General features: G+C 70.6%; 21 protein-coding genes. 8 read left to right on the top strand and 13 right to left on the bottom strand.

What is annotated here, in order from left to right:
- Positions 1-179: 179 nt before the first annotated feature.
- From galK to AB0B28_RS03210, 4 genes are read right to left on the bottom strand one after another with little or no spacing between them, the layout of a single operon-like run.
- Positions 180-1,346, bottom strand: a complete 1,167-nt coding sequence (gene galK, locus AB0B28_RS03225; RefSeq protein WP_360115635.1) for a galactokinase — start codon at positions 1,344-1,346, stop codon at positions 180-182.
- Positions 1,333-2,304: a UDP-glucose 4-epimerase GalE gene (gene galE, locus AB0B28_RS03220; RefSeq protein WP_360115632.1), complete on the bottom strand. Its 972-nt coding sequence runs from the start codon at positions 2,302-2,304 to the stop codon at positions 1,333-1,335. The genes galK and galE overlap by 14 nt, the downstream gene beginning before the upstream one ends.
- A complete protein-coding gene (gene galT, locus AB0B28_RS03215) occupies positions 2,301-3,380 on the bottom strand; it encodes a galactose-1-phosphate uridylyltransferase (RefSeq protein WP_360115629.1) in 1,080 nt (359 codons plus the stop codon). Before galT ends, galE begins: the two co-directional genes overlap by 4 nt.
- Positions 3,377-4,189 carry a DeoR/GlpR family DNA-binding transcription regulator gene (locus AB0B28_RS03210; protein ID WP_360115626.1) on the bottom strand — a complete coding sequence of 271 codons (813 nt, stop codon included), beginning with the start codon at positions 4,187-4,189 and terminating at the stop codon, positions 3,377-3,379. Before AB0B28_RS03210 ends, galT begins: the two co-directional genes overlap by 4 nt.
- A gap of 103 nt (positions 4,190-4,292) precedes the next feature.
- Here AB0B28_RS03210 and trpS point away from each other — a divergent pair, with 103 nt between their 5' ends.
- Together trpS and AB0B28_RS03200 are read left to right on the top strand one after the other, a co-directional pair.
- Entirely contained in the window at positions 4,293-5,309 is a 1,017-nt protein-coding gene (trpS, locus tag AB0B28_RS03205) for a tryptophan--tRNA ligase (protein ID WP_360115623.1), read from the top strand.
- On the top strand, positions 5,309-5,884 hold the full coding sequence (locus tag AB0B28_RS03200) for a 2'-5' RNA ligase family protein (RefSeq protein ID WP_360115620.1): 576 nt from the start codon (positions 5,309-5,311) through the stop codon (positions 5,882-5,884). The genes trpS and AB0B28_RS03200 overlap by 1 nt, the downstream gene beginning before the upstream one ends.
- A gap of 51 nt (positions 5,885-5,935) precedes the next feature.
- Here AB0B28_RS03200 and AB0B28_RS03195 read toward each other — a convergent pair whose 3' ends face one another.
- A complete protein-coding gene (locus AB0B28_RS03195) occupies positions 5,936-6,232 on the bottom strand; it encodes a zf-TFIIB domain-containing protein (RefSeq protein WP_360115617.1) in 297 nt (98 codons plus the stop codon).
- Positions 6,233-6,458: 226 nt separating this feature from the next.
- Between AB0B28_RS03195 and AB0B28_RS03190 the strand changes: the two genes are divergently transcribed.
- Positions 6,459-6,785, top strand: a complete 327-nt coding sequence (locus AB0B28_RS03190) for a hypothetical protein (RefSeq protein WP_360115614.1) — start codon at positions 6,459-6,461, stop codon at positions 6,783-6,785.
- 207 nt (positions 6,786-6,992) lie between these two features.
- Here the strand turns inward: AB0B28_RS03190 and purH are convergent, their stop codons facing one another.
- The 4 genes from purH to AB0B28_RS03170 all read right to left on the bottom strand — a co-directional run bounded on the left by purH (position 6,993) and on the right by AB0B28_RS03170 (position 11,258).
- Positions 6,993-8,537, bottom strand: coding sequence for a bifunctional phosphoribosylaminoimidazolecarboxamide formyltransferase/IMP cyclohydrolase (gene purH / locus AB0B28_RS03185; protein WP_360115611.1), 1,545 nt, complete (start codon positions 8,535-8,537; stop codon positions 6,993-6,995).
- Between the two features lie 117 nt (positions 8,538-8,654).
- Positions 8,655-9,296: a VanZ family protein gene (locus tag AB0B28_RS03180; RefSeq protein ID WP_360115608.1), complete on the bottom strand. Its 642-nt coding sequence runs from the start codon at positions 9,294-9,296 to the stop codon at positions 8,655-8,657.
- Positions 9,297-9,306: 10 nt separating this feature from the next.
- Positions 9,307-9,912: a phosphoribosylglycinamide formyltransferase gene (gene purN / locus AB0B28_RS03175; protein ID WP_360115605.1), complete on the bottom strand. Its 606-nt coding sequence runs from the start codon at positions 9,910-9,912 to the stop codon at positions 9,307-9,309.
- The gene (locus tag AB0B28_RS03170; RefSeq protein WP_360115602.1) at positions 9,909-11,258 is read right to left on the bottom strand and encodes a DUF6350 family protein; all 1,350 of its coding nucleotides are present in this window, start codon (positions 11,256-11,258) and stop codon (positions 9,909-9,911) included. The genes purN and AB0B28_RS03170 overlap by 4 nt, the downstream gene beginning before the upstream one ends.
- A gap of 115 nt (positions 11,259-11,373) precedes the next feature.
- On the opposite strand from AB0B28_RS03170, the gene AB0B28_RS03165 reads away from it, so the two are divergent.
- Positions 11,374-11,811 carry a thermonuclease family protein gene (locus AB0B28_RS03165; protein WP_360115599.1) on the top strand — a complete coding sequence of 146 codons (438 nt, stop codon included), beginning with the start codon at positions 11,374-11,376 and terminating at the stop codon, positions 11,809-11,811.
- Positions 11,812-11,857: 46 nt separating this feature from the next.
- Here the strand turns inward: AB0B28_RS03165 and AB0B28_RS03160 are convergent, their stop codons facing one another.
- From AB0B28_RS03160 to AB0B28_RS03150, 3 genes are all read right to left on the bottom strand, one after another.
- Positions 11,858-12,550, bottom strand: coding sequence for an aquaporin (locus AB0B28_RS03160; protein ID WP_360115596.1), 693 nt, complete (start codon positions 12,548-12,550; stop codon positions 11,858-11,860).
- A 99-nt stretch (positions 12,551-12,649) separates the two neighbouring features.
- The gene (locus AB0B28_RS03155) at positions 12,650-13,330 is read right to left on the bottom strand and encodes a response regulator transcription factor (RefSeq protein ID WP_360115593.1); all 681 of its coding nucleotides are present in this window, start codon (positions 13,328-13,330) and stop codon (positions 12,650-12,652) included.
- Positions 13,297-14,625 (bottom strand): sensor histidine kinase, encoded by a 1,329-nt coding sequence (locus tag AB0B28_RS03150; RefSeq protein WP_360115590.1) that lies wholly within the window; start codon positions 14,623-14,625, stop codon positions 13,297-13,299. The genes AB0B28_RS03155 and AB0B28_RS03150 overlap by 34 nt, the downstream gene beginning before the upstream one ends.
- A 183-nt stretch (positions 14,626-14,808) precedes the next feature.
- Between AB0B28_RS03150 and AB0B28_RS03145 the strand changes: the two genes are divergently transcribed.
- The 3 genes from AB0B28_RS03145 (at position 14,809) to AB0B28_RS03135 (ending at position 16,232) form a co-directional block, all read left to right on the top strand.
- Entirely contained in the window at positions 14,809-15,012 is a 204-nt protein-coding gene (locus tag AB0B28_RS03145; protein WP_360115587.1) for a hypothetical protein, read from the top strand.
- On the top strand, positions 15,009-15,782 hold the full coding sequence (locus AB0B28_RS03140; RefSeq protein WP_360115584.1) for an ABC transporter ATP-binding protein: 774 nt from the start codon (positions 15,009-15,011) through the stop codon (positions 15,780-15,782). The genes AB0B28_RS03145 and AB0B28_RS03140 overlap by 4 nt, the downstream gene beginning before the upstream one ends.
- A 282-nt stretch (positions 15,783-16,064) precedes the next feature.
- Positions 16,065-16,232, top strand: coding sequence for a hypothetical protein (locus AB0B28_RS03135; RefSeq protein ID WP_360115581.1), 168 nt, complete (start codon positions 16,065-16,067; stop codon positions 16,230-16,232).
- Positions 16,233-16,567: 335 nt separating this feature from the next.
- Here AB0B28_RS03135 and AB0B28_RS03130 read toward each other — a convergent pair whose 3' ends face one another.
- Complete coding sequence (locus AB0B28_RS03130) at positions 16,568-18,022, bottom strand: MFS transporter (protein WP_360115578.1); 1,455 nt, start codon at positions 18,020-18,022, stop codon at positions 16,568-16,570.
- Positions 18,023-18,108: 86 nt separating this feature from the next.
- Here AB0B28_RS03130 and AB0B28_RS03125 point away from each other — a divergent pair, with 86 nt between their 5' ends.
- Positions 18,109-18,495, top strand: a complete 387-nt coding sequence (locus AB0B28_RS03125; protein ID WP_360115575.1) for a MarR family transcriptional regulator — start codon at positions 18,109-18,111, stop codon at positions 18,493-18,495.
- Positions 18,496-18,593: the final 98 nt, after the last annotated feature.

Below are 18,593 nucleotides of genomic sequence, written 5' to 3'. Positions count from 1 at the left end.
GCCCGCACGCGAACCTCAGTCACATCACGAGCCCCGCTTGACGTGTCACACCCCTCCGCCATCATTGAAACCGGGGGCGCTTGCATCGCGACACGCCCGACCGCGGGGTACGGACGCGGCTGCGGTTCGGCCCCATTGGGGCCGAGCCGCAGCCGCGTCGCCTTCGTTCTGACTCGGACTCAGAGGACTCGGTGCGCGCCCGCCGCCGCTCTCGCCGTGAAGATTCTCGGCTCCGGGAGGTCGGCCTTCGCCGCCGCTTCGAGCACCGCCGTCTCGACCTTCGGGGCGTCCTCGACGCGGACCAGCGCGATCGCGCTGCCGCCGAAGCCGCCGCCGGTCATGCGGGCGCCCAGGGCGCCAGCGCCAAGGGCCGCGTCGACGGCCGAGTCGAGTTCGACCGAGGAGACCTCGTAATCGTCGCGCAGCGACACATGCGAGGCCGTCAACAGATCGCCGATCCCGGACACGTTGCCGCCCTTGAGGATCGACACCGTGGCCTGGACCCGCTCGTTCTCGCTCAGCACATGGCGCATCCGCCGGTTGAGCCGGTCGTCGGCGAGCGTCGCGTCCGCCGGAGCGTCCCGCAGGTGGCTCACCCCGAGCAGTCGCGCGGCCTCCTCGCAATCGGCTCTACGCGCACCGTACTCGCCGTCGGCGTGCCGGTGTGGCGCCCGCGTGTCGACGACCAGCATCGTCAGCCCCTCGGGCCCCAGGTCGAACGGCACCTGCTCGCGCGAGAGGTCGCGGCAGTCCATGAACATCACGTTCCCCTCGCTGCACAGCAGCGAGGCCGACTGGTCCAGCACCCCGGTCGGCGCGCCCACGTACTCGTTCTCGGCCAACTGAGCGATCCTCGCGGCCTCAGCCCTGTCGATCTCGTGCCCGTACAGGTCCGCGAGCGCGATGAGCGCCGCGCATTCGAGCGCGGCCGACGAGGACAGCCCCGCGCCGTGCGGCACGTCCGAGTACAGCGCGATCCGCACCGGCCCCACCGGATAGCCCGACTCGCCCAGCGCCCACGCGACCCCGGCGAGGTAGGCGGCCCACCCGTCGACCCGCTGGACAGCAGGCCCGTCGAGGCGCCCGGAGCGCACCGTCGATCCGCCGTCGTACGTGGAGTGGAACTCCCAGGTCTCGGATTTGGAGGCGGCCGCCGCGGCGTAGAACGGCAGCGCGAACGGCATCACGAAGCCGTCGTTGTAGTCGGTGTGCTCGCCGATGAGGTTGACGCGCCCAGGGGCGGCCCACACCCCCTCCGGCTCTTCACCGTACACCGTACGGAATGCCTCCGCGGCGGTCCGGGCCAGCGCCTCGGCGTGCGGGTCCGGGGTGTTATGCGCGGGCATGCTGGTAGTACTCCCAGGCGTCGGTGACCATGCGGTCGAGGCTGTCGCGGCTGGGCTTCCAGCCGAGGTCGGTCTTGGCCCGCTCGGAGGAGGCCACGAGCTCGGCCGGGTCGCCGGCGCGCCTCGGCCCGAACTCGACGGGGAAGTCGACGCCGGTGACGCGCTTGACGGTGGCCACGACCTGCTTGTTGGAGAAGCCGGTGCCGTTGCCGAGGTTGTAGATCCGGTGCTCCCCGGTCTGGGCCGAATCGAGGGCCAGGAGGTGGGCCTCGGCGAGGTCGGCGACGTGGATGTAGTCCCGCACGCAGGTCCCGTCAGGGGTCGGGTAGTCCTCGCCGAAGATCGCGAACTTCTCGCGCCGCCCCGAGGCCGCGTCGAACGCGATCGGGATGATGTGGGTCTCGGGTTCGTGGTTCTCGCCGTGCCAGATGCCGGTGCGGTCCTGGTAGGCGCCGACGACGTTGAAGTACCGCAGCGAGACCGCGGCGAGACCGTACGCGGTGACCTCGGAGGCGATCGCCATGTCGCTGGAGAGCTTGGTGGCGCCGTAGGTCGAGGTCGGGGCCTTGACGGCCTCTTCGCGGATGGGCACCTCGGTCGGGTTGCCGTAGACGGCGGCGGTGGAGGAGAACACGAGGGTCTTGACGTCGGCCTCGCGCATCGCCGCGAGCAGCGCGAACGTCCCGGCCGTGTTGGCCTCCCAGTAGATGTCGGGCTTCTCCATGGACTCGCCCGCGGCGATGAGGCCCGCGAAGTGCAGGACGCCGTCGAAGCTGGAGTCGAGCACGGCCGCGGCGTTCTGGACGGTGTCGCGCACCAGGGTCGCCCCGGCCGGGACGCGCTCGGCCGCGCCGGTGGAGCAGTCGTCGAGGACGACCACGTCGTGTCCCGCTTCGAGGAGCATCGTGGCGACGATCGAACCGATGTAGCCGGCACCGCCGGTGACGAGGTATTTCACAAGGCATCCTTCAGTATCTGCGCGGCCTTCTCGGGGCCGAGGTCGTTGACGAAGCCGCCCATGACCGACTCGGACGAGGCCAGGAACTTGACCTTCCCCGCGGCGCGGCGGTTGGAGACGATCTCCAGCCGCAGCCAGGCCAGGTCGCGTCCTTCTCGGACGGGGGCTTGGTGCCAGCCTGCCATGTACGGCATGCGGCCCTCGGGGAACGCCGCGTCGAAGCGGCGCAGCACATCGAGATAAAGCGGTGCGAACGCCTCGATGTATGCGCTCGGCAGCTCGGTGAGGTCGGCGAATCGCTCGTTCGGGTAGAGGTGGACTTCGAACGGCCAGCGCGCGGCGTAGGGCACGAACGCGGTCCACAGGTCGTTCGCCGCGACGACTCGCGGGCCTTTGCGTTCGGCTTCGAGGATGTCGCCGAAGAGGTTGCGGCCGGTCTCGTCCCGGTGGCGGCGGGCGGCGTCGAGGTGCCGGGAGGTCTGGGGGGTGACGTAGGGGTAGCCGTAGATCTGGCCGTGGGGGTGGTGCAGGGTCACCCCGATCTCGACGCCGCGGTTCTCGAAGCAGAAGACCTGCTCGACGTCGCCGCGCGCGGCGAGGTCGGCGGTGCGCTGGGCTTGGGCGGCCACGACGAGGGCGACGCGTTCGGGCGGGAGGTCCACGAGCGAGGCGTCGTGGTCTGCGGAGAAGCAGACGACTTCGCAGCGTCCGGTGGCCGGGGCGCTGACTTCGATGCCGTGGGTGTGGCCGCTCTCGCCGGGGGCACCCCCGAAGCTGGGGAACCGGTTCTCGAAGACGGCCACCTCGTAGTCGGGGGCGGGGACTTCGGTGAGTTCGCCGTCGCGGCTGGGGCACAGGGGGCAGTCGACGGGCAGTTGGGGGCGCGCGTTGCGGCCGGCGGAGACGGCGATCCACTCGTCGCGGAGGACGTCGTGTCGCATGTGCCCGGCGCGGGCGCGTTCGCCGAGGTCGCGTTTGTCGGCGAACGAGGCGCGCCCGGCGCCGTCGGCGGTGTTGAAGTAGAGGATCTGGCGGCCGTCGGCGAGGACGCCCGATTCCAGGCAGAACGCGGTCATGGGCTCTTCTCGTGGGTGTTGCGCTTTCCCGGTTCGGGCACGGGCGCGAGCACGACTTGGTCGACGTGCGAGGCGAGTGCCCTGCGGGCCTCCTCGTCGAGGAGGGAATCGGTGACGATGACGTCGGCGTCGCTCAAGGCGGCGATGGTGGCGATCCCGACGACGTCGAACTTGGTGTGGTCGGCCACGACCACGAGGCGGCGGCCTTTGGCGGCGAGGGTGGAGACGGTCTCTGCTTCGAGGAGGTTCGGGGTGGTGAATCCGGCGCGTTCGGACATGCCGTGGACGCCCAGGAACACGGTGTCGACGTTGACGCGCTCGAGGGAGGCGACGGCGAAGGGGCCGACGAGGGCGTCGGAGGGGGTGCGCACGCCGCCGGTGAGGATCACGGTCTGGTCGGCCCGGCCCGAGCGGTAGAACACGTCGGCGACGGGCACGGAGTTGGTGACGACGGTGAGGTCGGGGACGTCGGTGAGCCGGTGGGCGAGGGTCCAGGTGGTGGTCCCGGCCGACAGGGCGATGGCCTGGCCGGGGCCCACGAGGGTCGCGGCGGCGTCGGCCACGGCCTGCTTCTCGGCCTCTTGGCGGACCTGTTTGACCGCGAACCCGGGTTCGGCGGTGGAGCCGAAGTCGACGGCCGTGGCGCCGCCGTGGACTTTGGCCACCAGGCCGCGGTCGGCGAGGGTTTCGAGGTCACGGCGGATGGTCATGTCCGAGACGCCGAACTCTTCGACCAGTTCGGCCACGCGCACCGCGCCGGTGCGGTGGACGCGTTCGGCGATGCGGGTCTGCCGCTGCTGCGCCAGCATGTCGCCTCTCCTTCGCTCAAGATCCAACACAATTAAACATCAGGATCGGCGGCGCCGCAATACCGGGTGGTCGCTCGTCCGGCCCGGATGTCAGAATCGGGACATGACCACTGCCGACCGCAAACCCCGTGTCTTCTCGGGGATCCAGCCCACCTCGGACTCGTTCCACCTCGGCAACTACCTGGGCGCGCTACGGCAGTGGGTGCCTATCCAGGACACCGCGGACGCGTTCTACTGCGTCGTCGACCTCCACGCGATCACCGTCGATCACGACCCAAAGGTATTGCACGAACGCTCTCGTGTCAGTGCCGCGCAGCTGCTCGCGATCGGTGTCGACCCCGAGCGCAGCTCCCTGTTCGTCCAGTCCCAGGTGCCCGAACACCCGATGCTCGCCTGGATCCTGGGCTGCGAGACCGGGTTCGGCGAGGCGGGCCGGATGACCCAGTTCAAGGACAAGTCCGCCAAACAAGAACGCACAACGGTCGGTCTGTTCACCTACCCGATCCTCCAGGCCGCCGACATCCTGCTCTACCAGACCGAGCAGGTGCCGGTGGGCGAGGACCAGCGCCAGCACCTCGAACTCTCGCGCGACCTCGCGATCCGGTTCAACACCACCTACGGGCAGACGTTCACCGTGCCCGAGGCCCGCATCGTCAAGGAGACCGCGACGATCAAGGACCTCGCCGAGCCCGAGAAGAAGATGTCGAAGTCCTCGACCAGCCCGCGCGGGTGCCTGTACCTGCTCGACGAACCGAACCAGATCCGCAAGAAGATCAAGAGCGCCGTCACCGACTCCGACGCGGAGGTGCGCTTCGACACCGAGCACAAGCCCGGTGTCTCGAACCTGCTCAACATCTATGCGGCCCTTGGCGACACGACCGTCGAGAAGCTCGAATCCGAGTACGCCGGGAAGGGCTACGGCGACTTCAAGGGCGACCTCGCCGAGGTCGCGGCCGACTTCATGGGCCCGATCTCGGCCCGCACCAAGGAGTACCTCGCCGACAAGGCCGAGCTCGACCGCATCCTGGCCAAGGGCGCCGAGCGGGCCCGCCAGGTCGCCTCGCGCACGCTGGCCAAGGCGTACAAGAAGGTCGGATTCTTCCCGCCGGTGGCGCTGTAGTGGGCCCCGCCCCAGGAGCCGAGCGGACGGTCACCGTCGGCGTGGCCATCCCGGTCCCCTCGCCGTGGCGCGAGGTCCTCGACCAGGCCAGGATCGCCTCGGGCGACCCGCTCGGCGGGAGCGTCCCGGCGCACCTGACCCTCCTGGGGCCCACCGAGATCGCCGCCGGTTCGCTGGAGGCCTTCCGCGCGCACCTGGCGGTCGTGGCCGCCGCGTGCCCGGCCTTCGACCTGCACCTGCGGGGTACCGGGTCGTTCCGGCCGATCACCGAAGTGGTGTTCGCGGCCGTGGTGGACGGGATCGCGATGTGCGAGCAGCTCGAATCGGCGATCCGCTCGGGACCGGCCGAACGCGAGCGGACCTTCCCGTACCACCCGCACATCACCATCGCGCAGAACGTGGGCACCGAGGCGCTCGACGCCGCGTTCGCCTCGCTCTCCGGCTTCGAGGCGAAGTTCCGCGTCGAGTCGTTCACGCTGTACACCCACCCCAGCCCCGGCGACTGGAGCTCCGAGACGCTCACCGGAGCGCCGATCCCGTGGACGCCGAGGGCGGTCTACCCGCTCGGCGGCTGACGCACGCAGACCGCCGCACGGTGTGATCGTGCGGCGGTCGGAAGTCTCGGGTCAGAAGTCGAAGAGGTCTTCGAAGACGCTCTTGCGCTTCTTCTTCTTGTAGCGGTACTCGTCGTCGCGACGGCGGTCGTAGTGGTCGTCGCGGCGCCGGTCGTCGTAGCGGCGGTCATCGTGACGACGATCGTCATAGCGGCGGTCGTCCTGCGGGGGCGAGGGAGCGACCGCGGCGCCGCGCAGGAACGAGGCCTCAGCGGTCATCAGGTGCTCAAGCTCGCCGCGGTCGAGGAAAATGCCTTTGCATTCGGAGCACTGCTCGACGACCACGCCGTTGCGCTCGTACTGGTGCATCGGGTTCCGACATTTCGGACAGAGCATCTGCATGCCTTTAACCTATCGTGAACGGTCCATGCGTGCCCAACCGGCAAGGGCCTCGCCACCTGTGAATTCTTTCAGCTAGAACAGTTCTGGTAAGAAATCCGACGAATGGCGTTCGGGCGTCGACAGCGGTCCCACTTCATGAAAGCGTCGTCTCGATGCGGGCAATCCCCGCGTATCGACTCGAATGGAGTGAACTGTGAAACGAATGACGATGACGTTCGCGGCCCTCGCGGCCGCAGCCGCGTTCACCGCCGGATTCGCCTCCCCGGCCCAGGCCGACACCGAAGCGGCCGCCTGCTCAGCCGTGGCGACCGAGAACCGCTCGGTATGGGCCGCCCCCGGCACCGGCGAAGGCACGGTCGGCGGCGTGGTCGCCGGTCGCACCTACAGCGCCGACTGTTCACTCACCCCCGGCGAGGCCTACACCGCCTGCGGCCAGACCTCCGACCAATGGGCCCGCGTCAACTTCTCCGGCGACGCCTGGGGCTACCTCCCGAGCGCCTGCCTCTCCTGGGCCTCGTAACAAGAAGGGCCGCACGGGAAGATTCCCGTGCGGCCCTCACCTACGTTCACACGATCGGACGACTTTTCGGCCCGCGGCGGTTTTTCGGCCCGATTCCTGTCGTACCCCCGCCGCAAACTCGACCGTGCACTTGGCTTCCTTTTCCCCCCTGGGTGGGTGGGGGCTAGGGATGGCCGTTGGCGCGAGCCCCGATTTCGGCCCCTCCCCTTAGTGGGTGAAGTGCCGCGTCCCCGTCAGGTACATCGTGATGCCCGCTTCCTTCGCCGCGGCGATGACCTCTTCGTCTCGGACCGAACCGCCCGGTTGGACGACCGCCTTCACGCCGCCGTCGATGAGGATCTGGAGGCCGTCGGGGAAGGGGAAGAACGCGTCCGAGGAGGCGACCGCGCCGCGGGCGCGGTCGGCTCCGGCGCGTTCGACCGCGAGCTTCGCCGAGTCGACCCGGTTGACCTGGCCCATGCCCACCCCGACCGAAGCGCCGCCGGAAGCGAGCAGGATCGCGTTCGACTTCACCGAACGCACCGCGCGCCAAGCGAACACGAGGTCGGCCAGCGTCGCGTCGTCGGCCGCGTCGCCCGTCGCGAGCGTCCAGTTCGCGGGGTCGTCGCCGTCGGCGTCGACCCGGTCGGGCCGCTGCGCGAGCACCCCGCCCGAGATCGGCTTCAGCTCCAGCTCGGCGGGCGCCCACGCCGGGGCCCGCAGCAGCCGCAGGTTCTTCTTCGCGGTCAGGATCGCGACCGCTTCGTCGGTGAACGCCGGAGCGACTACGACCTCGGTGAAGATCCCCGCGATCTGCGAGGCGGCCTCGGCGTCGATCTCGGCGTTCGCCGCGATCACGCCCCCGAACGCGCTCAACGGGTCGCACTCGTGCGCCTTACGATGCGCTTCGGCGATCGAAGTGCCCACGGCGATCCCGCACGGGTTGGCGTGCTTGATGATCGCGACCGCGGGCTCGGCGAAGTCGTGCGCGGCCCGCCAGGCCGCGTCGGCGTCGGTGTAGTTGTTGAAGCTCATCGCCTTGCCGTGCAACTGCTCGGCCTGCGCCAGCCCGGCCGCGCCGGGGACACTGTAGACGGCCGCGGCCTGGTGCGGGTTCTCCCCGTAGCGCAGGTCGGCGAGCTTGGCCATCGGCACGGCCCCGAAATCGCCGAGCCCGCCCTCGGCGGTCTGTTCGGCCAGCCAGGTCGCGACGCCCGCGTCGTAGGTGGCGAGGTGCGCGAACGCCTTGGCGGCCAGGCGAAGCCGCTCGGCGGCAGTGGTGCCTTCGGTGGCGGCGGTGCGCACCAGGTCGTAGTCGGCCGGGTCGACCACCACGGCCACGTTCGCGTGGTTCTTGGCCGCGCCGCGGACCATCGAAGGCCCGCCCACGTCGATCTTCTCCACGATGTCGTCGAAGCCCGCGCCCGAGGCGACCGTGGCCGCGAACGGGTAGAGGTTGCCCACGAGCAGGTCGAACGGCTCGATGCCGAGCTCGGCGAGCTCGGCGCGGTGGGAGGTGCGGCGAACGTCGGCGAGCATCCCGGCGTGGACCTTCGGGTGGAGGGTCTTCACGCGGTCGTCGAGGATCTCGGGGAACCCGGTGAGCTCCTCGACCTTCGTGACGGGGACGCCCGCTTCGGCGATGCGCGCGGCGGTGGACCCGGTCGACACGAGCTGCACGCCCGCCGCATGGAGGTCGCGGGCCAGATCGACGACGCCGGTCTTGTCGTACACCGAGATGAGGGCTCGCTTGATGAGCTTCCGCTCAGACATGAATGCACTGCTCCTGGTCGAGTAATGACTGCGGCCCAGGCGTTCGACCGCAGTAACAGGTTCAGCAGTGCCGCTCCCTGGTGGTGCTCCACCTGCGATGTCTCTGAAGGCTTCCCCTCAACAACGAGCTGCCCGGTCCGTGCCACGGGAAACCTCGAAAGACCTCACTCGCCAGTCGCGACGAGCCGAGCCTAACACGGCCGTTTCGGGTGCCGGTTCGACGACGGGGCGTGAGGATCGCCACCAGTGCCGCGACGCCAAAGCGCCCAGCAGCGCTCCGACCGCGTTGAGCAGCACGTCGTCGGCCGAGGCCACGCGCCCGGTCCCGAACCCGTACTGCGCGGCCTCGACCAGCGCGGCCCCGGCCGCCCCGGCCACGAACACCTGCCACAGGCCCAGGTTCCAGCGCAGCGGCGCGAACAGCCCGGCCAGGAAGAACAGGAGAAGGTTCCCCACGAGCTGTTCGACGATGGTCCGCGGGTCGGCCGAAGCGAGGTCGATCAGGTCGGCGAAGGGCACGAGCTGGAGCCCGCCCGCCCCGCTCCTCGGGGTCAGGACCAGGAACAGCCACGGGAGCGTCCCGGCCACGATCCCGACTTCGGCCACCGAGTGCCGCCACGCGAGCCGGGTCGGGACGCCGCGCCCGATGCGCAGTGCGGCGAGGGCCCAGGCGGCGAGCAGGCCGAGCGGGATGAGCGCGAGAGCGGCGGTGACGGTGGCCGTCTCCAGGGCGTTGACCGCGAGGGGCGCGGGGGTCATTTCGGTGAGGTCAACCCAGGCGCACGCGGCGCCCGTCGACCTTCCAGCCGTCGCGCATCATGCGGCCCACGGCCTCGACCAGTTGGGCGCGTTCGGCTTCCTTGATGCGCTCGGTGAGGGTCTCGACGGTGTCGTCGTCCTCGACCGGCACCGCGCACTGGGCCACGATGGGCCCGGTGTCGATCCCCGAATCGCAGATGAACAGGGTCGCTCCGGCGAGTTTGACGCCCGCGTTGAGGGCCTCGCCGGGGCCGTTCATGCCCGGGAAGGCCGGGAGCAGCGAATTGTGCGTGTTGATGTAGCGGCCGGGGTAGGCCTCGAGGAGGCGGGGGCCGCAGATCTTGAGGAACCCGGCCGAGACGATGAGGTCGGGCTCGTACGCGGCGATGTCGGCGGTGAGCGCCGCGTCCCATTCGTCGCGGGTGGGGTGGTCCTTCACGCGCTGGACGAACGTGGGGATGCCTGCGTTCTGGGCGCGTTCGAGCCCGTAGGTGCCGTGGCGGTCGGCGCCGACGGCCACGACCCGGGCCCCGTAGGCGGGGTCGGCGCAGGCGTCCATGAGGGCCTGGAGGTTCGAGCCGGAGCCGGAGACGAGCACGACGAGGTTGGCGGTCACGCCCAGAACCCTAACCGGTCTTCGGGCCCTGCGCCCGGTTCGGGGATGACCACCGTGTCTCTGCGCACGAGCTCGGCTTCGGCGGCGCGGCGGTGGACGGCGAACAGGCGGGCGACCAGGGCCGCGCCGACGAGGCCGATGAGGAACTGGATCCCTGCGACTCCGGCGACGGCGAGCGGGTCGGGGCCAAGCCCGGCCATGCGGGTGGTCCCGGCGTCGCCGCCGGACAGGAGCGAGAGGGCGCCGAGGACGGCGGCGGCGGTCGCGGCGGCCACGACCGCGGCGGTGGTGACGCGCGGCAGGCGCAGATCCGGGGACCGGTAGGTGAGGATGACGCCGAACACGGCCGCGAGCATCAACGGGAGTCCGATGAGGATGGTCGCGTAGTCGGGGAGGGTCGCGTTGGGGACGGCCGCGAACGCGGGGAAGGCCGGGAGCGGCCCGAGTTCGACCAGTTCGGCCTGGACGGCGGTCCCGGCGCCGACGGCGAAGCCGGGCCCGGCGATGTAGGCGGCGGCCCACACGGCCAGGTTGGGCAGGAACAGGAGGGTCATGAGGGCCACGATCCACGCTTCGTCGCCGTAGACGCCGAGGGTGTCGGCCACGACCGGGCCGCGTACGGCGAAGGCGACGCCGACCGCGGCGGCGGCGATGGCGAGGACGCCTCCGGCGGTGATCATGCCGGTGCGCAGGCCCCGTCGCAGCCATTCGGAGGCCGCGTCCCAGGGCAGGACCCCGGCTTCGCGGGCGGCCCCGTAGGCGGTGGCGGCGATGGTCAGGGGCACGGCGTGGAGGAGCGCGGGGACGACGTCGACGCCGAACGGGCCGATCCCCGACAGCGCCGCGGCCAGGGCGACGAGTCCGGAGTAGAGGATGGTGACGAGACCGGCGGCGGCTCGGACGGCGGCGGCGTCGCGGCCGCCGATCGCGCGGGTGGTCCCGGCGGCGGCTTTGGCCAGCCGCCAGGCGATCACAGCGGTGAGGGCGAGCGGGGCGATGCTCAGGTGGATCGGTCCGATGTCGACCGGCGCGCCGTGCCCGGTGAGCCACACGGTGCCCGCGGCGGCGGCCACGACCGAGACGGGCCCTTCGGCGCCGGCCTGCCACCAGCCGAGGATGACGAACACCAGGATCGGGGTGAACACGACGGTGACGGCCCACGCGGTGGTCGCCAGGGCGGAGGCGAGCAGGGCCCGGGGGCGTCGGGTGGACTTGGCGCGCACGGGTGTGGTCGCGTCCTGGCCTTTGCCACGGCGGGGGGCGGGGAGCGCGGAGGGGTCGATGCGCACGGTGTCGCGCTGCGCGGCTCCCGCACCGCGGGGGCGTCGGTTCGGTCGTTGCTCCACGCCGAACAGTCTGTCACAGCGGGGCTCTGCCGGGACGGTTCCCTTGACGGGCGCGGCAATGCGAGGATGACTCCAGGCTCGCCCGCGAGGGGCCGGGCCCCGAGGGAGGCGGCACATGGAAGGTCCGGGCGACTTCTACGCGACGGTGGAGGCCTACGAGGTGGTCGACGGGGACACGTTCCGCGCGAGGATCGACGGCGAGAAGGTCCGGGTGCGGGTCATGGGGATCAACGCCCCCGAGTCCGGCGGCTACCGCGAGGAGGAGGACTGGGGCGCGGAGTCCAAGCGGTTCGCGAAGGACAAGCTCGAAGGCCGCACGCTGCACTTGTTCACCGACCCCGGCGATCCGACCCACGATCAGTACGACCGGCTGCTGGCGCACGTGGTGATGGAGAACGGCATGAACTACGCGGTCCTGGCGGTCGCTGAGGGCATGGCGCACACGTACATCCTGCGGCACCAGGAGTTGACGATCGGCGACACGCTCCGCAAGGCCGAGAAGCTCGCGCGGGCCGAGCGGCGCGGCATGTGGGCCTCGCCCGAGCACGACTGAGACACAAGGAAGCCCCGGCCGCACTGCGGCCGGGGCTTTCCGGTGGTCACACGGCTTCGTCGACGGGCGTGTGCTCCCTGCCGTAGAGCGCGGGCTGCACGAGTGCGGCGAGGAGGCCGCCCACGAGCGGGGCGACGATGAACAGCCACAGGTGTTCGAGCGGCGCGCCCCCGGCGAACAGGGCCGGTCCGAGGGACCGGGCCGGGTTGACCGAGGTGCCGGTGAGCGGCAGGCCCACGAGGTGGATGACGGCCAGGACGAGGCCGATGGCCGCTCCGGCGGCCGGGGTCGCGCCTTTCTTGGAGGTGACGGCGAGGACGACGAACACGAGCAGGAACGTCAGGAGCGCTTCGATGACGAACGCGCCTGCCATGTCGACGGTCGCGCCGTAGTCGTTGGCGCCGAGCGCGCCGGTCTGGTCGGTGGCGCCGCCGCCGGTGGTCATGAACTTGAGCAGCGCCGCGGCGCCGATGCCGCCGGCGAACTGCGCGATCCAGTATCCGATCGCGGCCCCGGCGCCGATGCGGCCGGTCAGCAGCGCCCCGAGCGTGACCGCGGGGTTGACGTGGCACCCGGAGATCGGCCCGAGCGCGTACGCGAGCGCGAACAGCACCAGTCCGAACGCGAACGCGACGCCGACGAACCCGATCCCCTCGGGTTCGATCCCGTACACGGCCGCCCCGACGGCGAAGAACACCAGACAGAAAGTACCGACCAGTTCGGCCCAGACAGCGCGCATGACGTCCCCCTCGTCGTGTCGGCTTCAGGGGTCGAGGATCGCAGCATTATGGACACTGCACGCGGTTTCAGTCCGATTCGCGAGGAAAAGTTATGCGAATCAGGCGCGTTCGAGGTAATGGAGGACGGCGGCGACTCGGCGGTCGGTCTGGTCGCCGGGGTTGAGGTCGAGTTTGAGGAAGATGTTGCGGATGTGCTTGTGGACGGCGTTCTCGGTGATGTAGAGGCGCGCGGCGATCGCCTGGTTGCCCAGGCCTTCGGCCATGACCGAGAGGACTTCCTTCTCGCGGGGGGTGAGGCGCTCGATCGGGTCGTCGGCGCGGCGTTGCGCGAACAGCTGCGCCACGACCTCGGGGTCGATCGCGGTGCCGCCGGAGGCGACGCGGTGGAGGGCTTCGATGAACGCATCGACGCGGCCGACGCGTTCCTTCAGGAGGTAGCCGACGGCGCGGGCGCCGTCGGCGAGGAGGTCGGTCGCGAACGACTGCTCCACATAGGCCGACAGGACGAGCACGGCGAGCCCGGGGTGGGCGCGGCGGGCGGCCACGGCGGCTTTGATGCCCTCGTCGGTGTGGGTGGGCGGCATCCGGACGTCGACCACGGCGATCTCGGGCCGGTGCTCCTCGACGGCGGCGAGGAACTCGGCGGGGCCGCCCACCGAGGCCACCACGTCGAAGCCCTCGCCTCGCAGGACGAGGTTGAGGCCCTCGCGCAGGAGGGTGTCGTCTTCGGCGATCACGATGCGCCTCACGACGCCGCTTGCAGAGTCGTAAATTGGCACGGCAGCTCCACTCTGATCTCGGTTGGGCCGCCGGCGGGGCTGTCGACGGCGACGGTCCCGTCCAGGGCTTCGACGCGGCGCGCGATTCCGGCCAGGCCGGACCCGGCTTCGGTGTCGGCGCCGCCGCGGCCGTCGTCGGTCACGACCACGCTGAGCATAGGCCCCCGCAAGGCCACGGACACCGATGCGCGGGTCGCGTGTGAATGCTTGGCCACGTTGGTGAGCGACTCGGCGACCACGAAATAGGCGGTGGCCTCCACGCTCGCCGGGCAGCGGGTGGCCACGTCGACCTCGACCGTGCAGGGCACGGCGCAGTCGGAGGCCAGGGCGCTGAGCGCCCCGGCGAGTCCGCGGTCTTCGAGGACCGGCGGGAGGATCGATCTGACGACTGCTCGCAATTCGGCCAGGGCGTCCTCGACGGTGGTCTGGGCGCGCTCGAGGATCTCGTCGGAGCGCTGCGGGGCGCGTTCGATCTCGCGGCGGGCCGCGCCGATGAGGACCGCGACGGCCACGAGTCGGTTCTGGGCCCCGTCGTGCAGGGCCCGTTCGATCCGCCGCAGCTCGACCGCGTGTGCATCGAGGGCGGCCGCGCGCGTCGCGGTCAGCTGGGCGACCCGCTCGGAGAGGTCGACTTCGGGGTCGGGGCCCAGCAGGCTCACCCCGGGGCGGCCTTGGAAGTCGAGGATCTTGGGCGCGAACAGCAGCCACAGGATGAACACCGCGATGCCGGTGGCGCAACCGAGGATCGCCGTGTTCGCCGACTGCGCGGTGATGAGCCCGTTGAGGATCTGCTGCTCGGAGTCGGCGGCGAAGTACCACCACAGCGGGTAGGTCACGTCCCGGACGGACGTGAACGGCATCTGGAGCAGGACGGCCCCGAGGATCAGCCCCCAGGTGCCGTGGACGACCAGCCACAACAGGTCGCGGCGCGCGCTCGGGTCGGCGCGGACCTCGCGCAGGGTGCGCGGCGGGTCGGCGATCGGCGGCACGTACGGCGATGCGACGTCATGTCCGAGGCGGCGCAGGCGGCGGCGTTCGAGCCCGGCCACGATCCGCACCCACTGCATCATCGGCGCGATCAGCGGCCTCCCCACGCCCAGCAGCGCCAGCAGGCCCGCGAGCAGCAGCAGTGGGATCGTGTACAGCGCGAGGATCCCGTACGCGGCCCCCACCGCCCCGTAGCCCGAGGCCCGCAAGGACGCCATGAGCACCGAACGCGAGTCGCTCCCCGCGCCCTCGGGGCGCAGCAGCTCGTCGTAGCGGGCGCGCCAGCGCCCGAACCTGCCCTCGGCCACCGTGCACCCCCTTCGTCCCGTGGTCGACTCCGAAACCTACCCGCGCGGGCCCCGATCGTCGTTACAGCTGCCTGTACCCCCGCCCCACCACCTGGCCCCACCCCTGTTTCGGCAGGTGACTGCATTGGGCGCGAACGCGTTTGGCCATAGCGTCGACAGCATCGAACCCGAGGAGGGAACACCGTGGACCAGCACACGACACCGTACCGAGCCGACCACTACAAACTCACCACCACCGCGCTGTGGGTCGCTTTGGGGGCCAGCGTGGTCTTCAACGCCGTGCTCCAGGCGATCGGGCTGTGGATCCTCGCGATCCCGTTCGGGCTCATCGCCGCGGCCAGCGGCATCGGCCTCATCGTCCGCGCCGTGGCCGGGAAGCGCCGATGAGCACGCTCACCGCCCCGGCCGCGCCGCTGCGCTCCGACACCGCCCGGCCCCCGGCGCTGCTGCTGCGGGAGGTCTCGAAGGTCTACGACGGGGCGCACACCGTCTTGGACCGCGTCTCGCTCGAAGTCGGGCGGGGCACGTTCCTGGCGGTCGTGGGCCCTTCGGGGTCGGGCAAGTCGACGCTGCTGCACTGCGCGGCCGGGCTCGACGACCCGACCAGCGGCGAGGTCCGGGTGGGCGGGCGGCGCCTGTCGGGGCTCAGCGAGGCGAAGCGGACCGTGCTGCGGCGCGACCGGGTCGGGTTCGTGTTCCAGTCCTACAACCTGCTGCCGTCGCTGACGGTCGAGGAGAACCTGACGCTGCCGCTGCGCCTGTCGGGCGCGAAGACCGACCGGGCCTGGCTCGGCCACCTCGTCGAACGCGTCGGCCTGACCGGGCTGCTCGGCCGCAGGCCCGGCGAACTGTCCGGCGGCCAACAGCAGCGGGCGGCGATCGCCCGCTCGCTCGCGTCCCGCCCGGACGTGCTCTTCGCCGACGAGCCGACCGGGGCCCTCGACCGCGACACGGCCGCCGAGGTCCTCGACCTGCTGCGCGAACTCGTCGACGAGTCCGACCAGACGGTGGTGATGGTCACCCACGACCCGACGGCGGCAGCCCGAGCCCACGCCGCCTGCGTCGTGGCCGACGGCCGCATCGACGCGTACCTGCCGAACCCGACCACCGAAGACCTCGCAGCACGCCTGACGGCACTCGGCCGACACAGGACATGAACGCGCGAACCGAACCGACCACTCCGCGAACAACCGGAACCCGCCGCGGCCGGGCCGCGCCGCCAGCGCACCGCCGACCGCCCTCGACTCGCGACCACACGGCCCGCGGCGCCCGGGCCTCGCCTCGCCGCCCCGGCAGGCGGCGGACATGAACGCACCACACGCCACCGAGTCGACCGTCTCTCACACGACCGAACCGCTCGCGGTTCCCGGCGCATCCGAATCGTCTGCTCCTCACCGTCGCTCATCCTCCGAACCCCGCGCCGCCTTCGGAGGCCCCACATGACCGATCAGCTTCCCGGCGACCGGCTCGACCTCGTCCTCGCCGACAGCACCGAGATCAGTCCCGAGATCGCCGCGACCTACGAGCGCGGCTTCGGATTCGGGCCGATCGCCCTGGCCGCCGACCTGCGCGACCTAGGCGCCACCCCCGCCAGATCCGATCGATGATCGGCCGCGAAGCGCTCCTGACCCCGGGCATCGCCATCGGCGCCGGACTCGCGTTCTCCGTCCTCCCCATGTCCGTCCTAGGCCTGGCTTCCTAGGCGAACCCTGGCCCCAAGGCCCCCTCTGGGCCATCCCCGCCACCGTCGCCGTCGCCGCACTCCTCGCCTGGACCGCCACCGCGATCCCCACCCGCCGCGCCCTCGGCCCGCCCACCGCAGCACACGCCACCGACTGAAAACGCCGAAGGGGCCGCCGTCCGAAGACGGCGGCCCCTCACACATAACGGAGTCAAAATCCTATAGGATATATCCTATTCGATCAGCTCCCTCACGGGACGGTTACGCGGCCTCGACCACCTCGTCCTTCGCCCCACGGCGACCCAGCAGCGCCGAAGCGCTGGCGAGCAGGCCGACGAGCGCGACCACGGTGACGAGGTAGAGCCCGGGACGGAACTGGGCGATGCCGCTGGCGGTGCCGGAGGCGATGAGCCCGGTGACGATGGCCAGGACGACCGCGCCGCCGATCTGCCCGGAGGTCTGGACCAGCCCGGAGGCCAGGCCCTGCTCGTCGTCGGCGATCCCTTCGGTGGCCTGGACCATGACCGAGGAGAACCCGAGCGCGAAACCGAGGCCCAGCAGCAGGAACGAGGGCAGGTAGTCGAGCGCGTAGTTCGGGTTCGGGTCGCCGCCGCGGACGATGAACCACAGGTAGCCCAGGACGAACGCGGCCATCGAGGCGATGATCATCGTGCGGGTGCCGTAGCGGTCGATGAACTTCCCGGCGATCGGGGAGAGGATCGCCACGATGATCCCGGCCGGGGCCAGCGCGAGCGCCATCTGGATCGGCTCCCACTGGAGCGTGTTCTGGAGATACAGGGACACGATCGTCTGGAAGCTGATGTAGGACCCGAAGATCGCCAGCGCGGCCAGGTTGGCCCGCACGATCGACTTGACCTTGAAGATGCTCAGCCGCACCAGCGGGTGGGCGACCTTGTTCTCGATCACGAAGAACGCGCCCAGGAGCACCACTGCGGCGATGGCGGTGGCGGTGACCAGCGGCGTGAACCCGGTCTCGGGGGCGGTCACGATCGTGTAGACGGCGGCGAGCATGCCGCCGGTGAGGGTGGCCGACCCGGCGAAGTCGATGCTGCCGCGCTCGCGTTCGGCGTTCTTCGGCACCACGATGAACGCGGCGACGATGACGACGGCGACCACGGCGACCGGCGCGAAGAACGTCAGGCGCCAGTCGACGCTGGTGAGCAGGCCGGAGGCGATGAGGCCCGAGGCGTACCCGGTGGCGCCGAACACGGTGAAGATCGAGAGGGCCTTGTTGCGGTCGTGGCCTTCTTTGAACGTGGTGGTGATGATCGACAGCGCGGCCGGGGCGGTGAAGGCCGCCGCGACGCCCTTGACGATGCGGGAGGCGATGAGCAGGGCCTCGTTGTCGACCAGGCCGCCGATGAGGGAGGCCGCGCCGAAGACCACGAGGGCGGTCAGGAAGACCTGGCGGCGGCCGAGCAGGTCGGCCATGCGTCCGCCCAGGAGCAGGAGCCCGCCGTAGCCGAGGATGTAGCCGTTGACGATCCATTGGAGCGAGGCGGTTTCGAGGCCCAGTTCGGCGCCGATGGACGGGAGCGCGACACCGACCATGGAGACGTCGAGGGCGTCGAGGAACATCGCGAGTCCGGCGACGAAGAGGACGGCCCAGAGTTTGGGTCCCCAGCGGCTCGGGGCGTGTGCGGGGGTGTCGACGAGGCTGACGGCAGCCTGGGATTTCGGTTCGGTGATCGTCATGCGGATCAACTTACATGCACGTGCATTTGATGTCAACACATCAAATGCATGGACATTAAATGTCTTGACATGGTAATCTCCTGGTCATGGAGGCTCCAGCTGAAGTCGACGTATGCGCCAAGTGGTCTGAAACACTCCGCGTGTACCACAACACGTCCTGCGAACTCGAATCCGAGCTCCAGGCCCGACATGCGTTGGGGCTCAGCGAGTTCGAGGTCCTGCTGATCCTCACCCGCAACTGCTCCGGTCACACCTCCAAGGCCAAGATGAAGGACATCGAAGCCGAGATGTACCTCAGCCAGAGCGCGCTCTCACGCACCGTCACCCGCCTGGAGAAGGCCGGACTCATCACCCGCGCCGTATGCGACTTCGACCGCCGCGCCAACTTCCTCATGCTCACCCCCGCAGGCGAAGCGCGCTTCAACGAAGCCAAGACCACCCACCGCGCCGTCCTCCTCAAGCACCTGGGCTGAACCGCCCCTCTCCCCCGAACGGGGGAGACGCCCCAGGCGAAGCCGGACCCGCTGCGCCCCATGCCCTCCCGCCACCGCACCGGACGGACTCCCGCCGT

Source organism: Glycomyces sp. NPDC046736 (assembly GCF_040645615.1).
Lineage (GTDB): Bacteria > Actinomycetota > Actinomycetes > Mycobacteriales > Micromonosporaceae > Glycomyces.
Note: the sequence above shows the minus strand (reverse complement) of the source record. Positions and strands in the feature narration are given on the sequence as shown.

Excerpts from the sequence above, each read along its gene's own strand:
- galK (WP_360115635.1), bottom strand. The coding sequence starts at position 1,346 with ATGCCCGCGCATAACACCCCGGACCCGCACGCCGAGGCGCTGGCCCGG.
- galT (WP_360115629.1), bottom strand. The coding sequence starts at position 3,380 with ATGACCGCGTTCTGCCTGGAATCGGGCGTCCTCGCCGACGGCCGCCAG.
- AB0B28_RS03210 (WP_360115626.1), bottom strand. The coding sequence starts at position 4,189 with ATGCTGGCGCAGCAGCGGCAGACCCGCATCGCCGAACGCGTCCACCGC.
- trpS (WP_360115623.1), top strand. The coding sequence starts at position 4,293 with ATGACCACTGCCGACCGCAAACCCCGTGTCTTCTCGGGGATCCAGCCC.
- AB0B28_RS03195 (WP_360115617.1), bottom strand. The coding sequence starts at position 6,232 with ATGCACCAGTACGAGCGCAACGGCGTGGTCGTCGAGCAGTGCTCCGAA.
- purH (WP_360115611.1), bottom strand. The coding sequence starts at position 8,537 with ATGTCTGAGCGGAAGCTCATCAAGCGAGCCCTCATCTCGGTGTACGAC.
- AB0B28_RS03180 (WP_360115608.1), bottom strand. The coding sequence starts at position 9,296 with ATGACCCCCGCGCCCCTCGCGGTCAACGCCCTGGAGACGGCCACCGTC.
- AB0B28_RS03165 (WP_360115599.1), top strand. The coding sequence starts at position 11,374 with ATGGAAGGTCCGGGCGACTTCTACGCGACGGTGGAGGCCTACGAGGTG.
- AB0B28_RS03160 (WP_360115596.1), bottom strand. The coding sequence starts at position 12,550 with ATGCGCGCTGTCTGGGCCGAACTGGTCGGTACTTTCTGTCTGGTGTTC.
- AB0B28_RS03140 (WP_360115584.1), top strand. The coding sequence starts at position 15,009 with ATGAGCACGCTCACCGCCCCGGCCGCGCCGCTGCGCTCCGACACCGCC.
- AB0B28_RS03135 (WP_360115581.1), top strand. The coding sequence starts at position 16,065 with ATGACCGATCAGCTTCCCGGCGACCGGCTCGACCTCGTCCTCGCCGAC.
- AB0B28_RS03130 (WP_360115578.1), bottom strand. The coding sequence starts at position 18,022 with ATGACGATCACCGAACCGAAATCCCAGGCTGCCGTCAGCCTCGTCGAC.
- AB0B28_RS03125 (WP_360115575.1), top strand. The coding sequence starts at position 18,109 with ATGGAGGCTCCAGCTGAAGTCGACGTATGCGCCAAGTGGTCTGAAACA.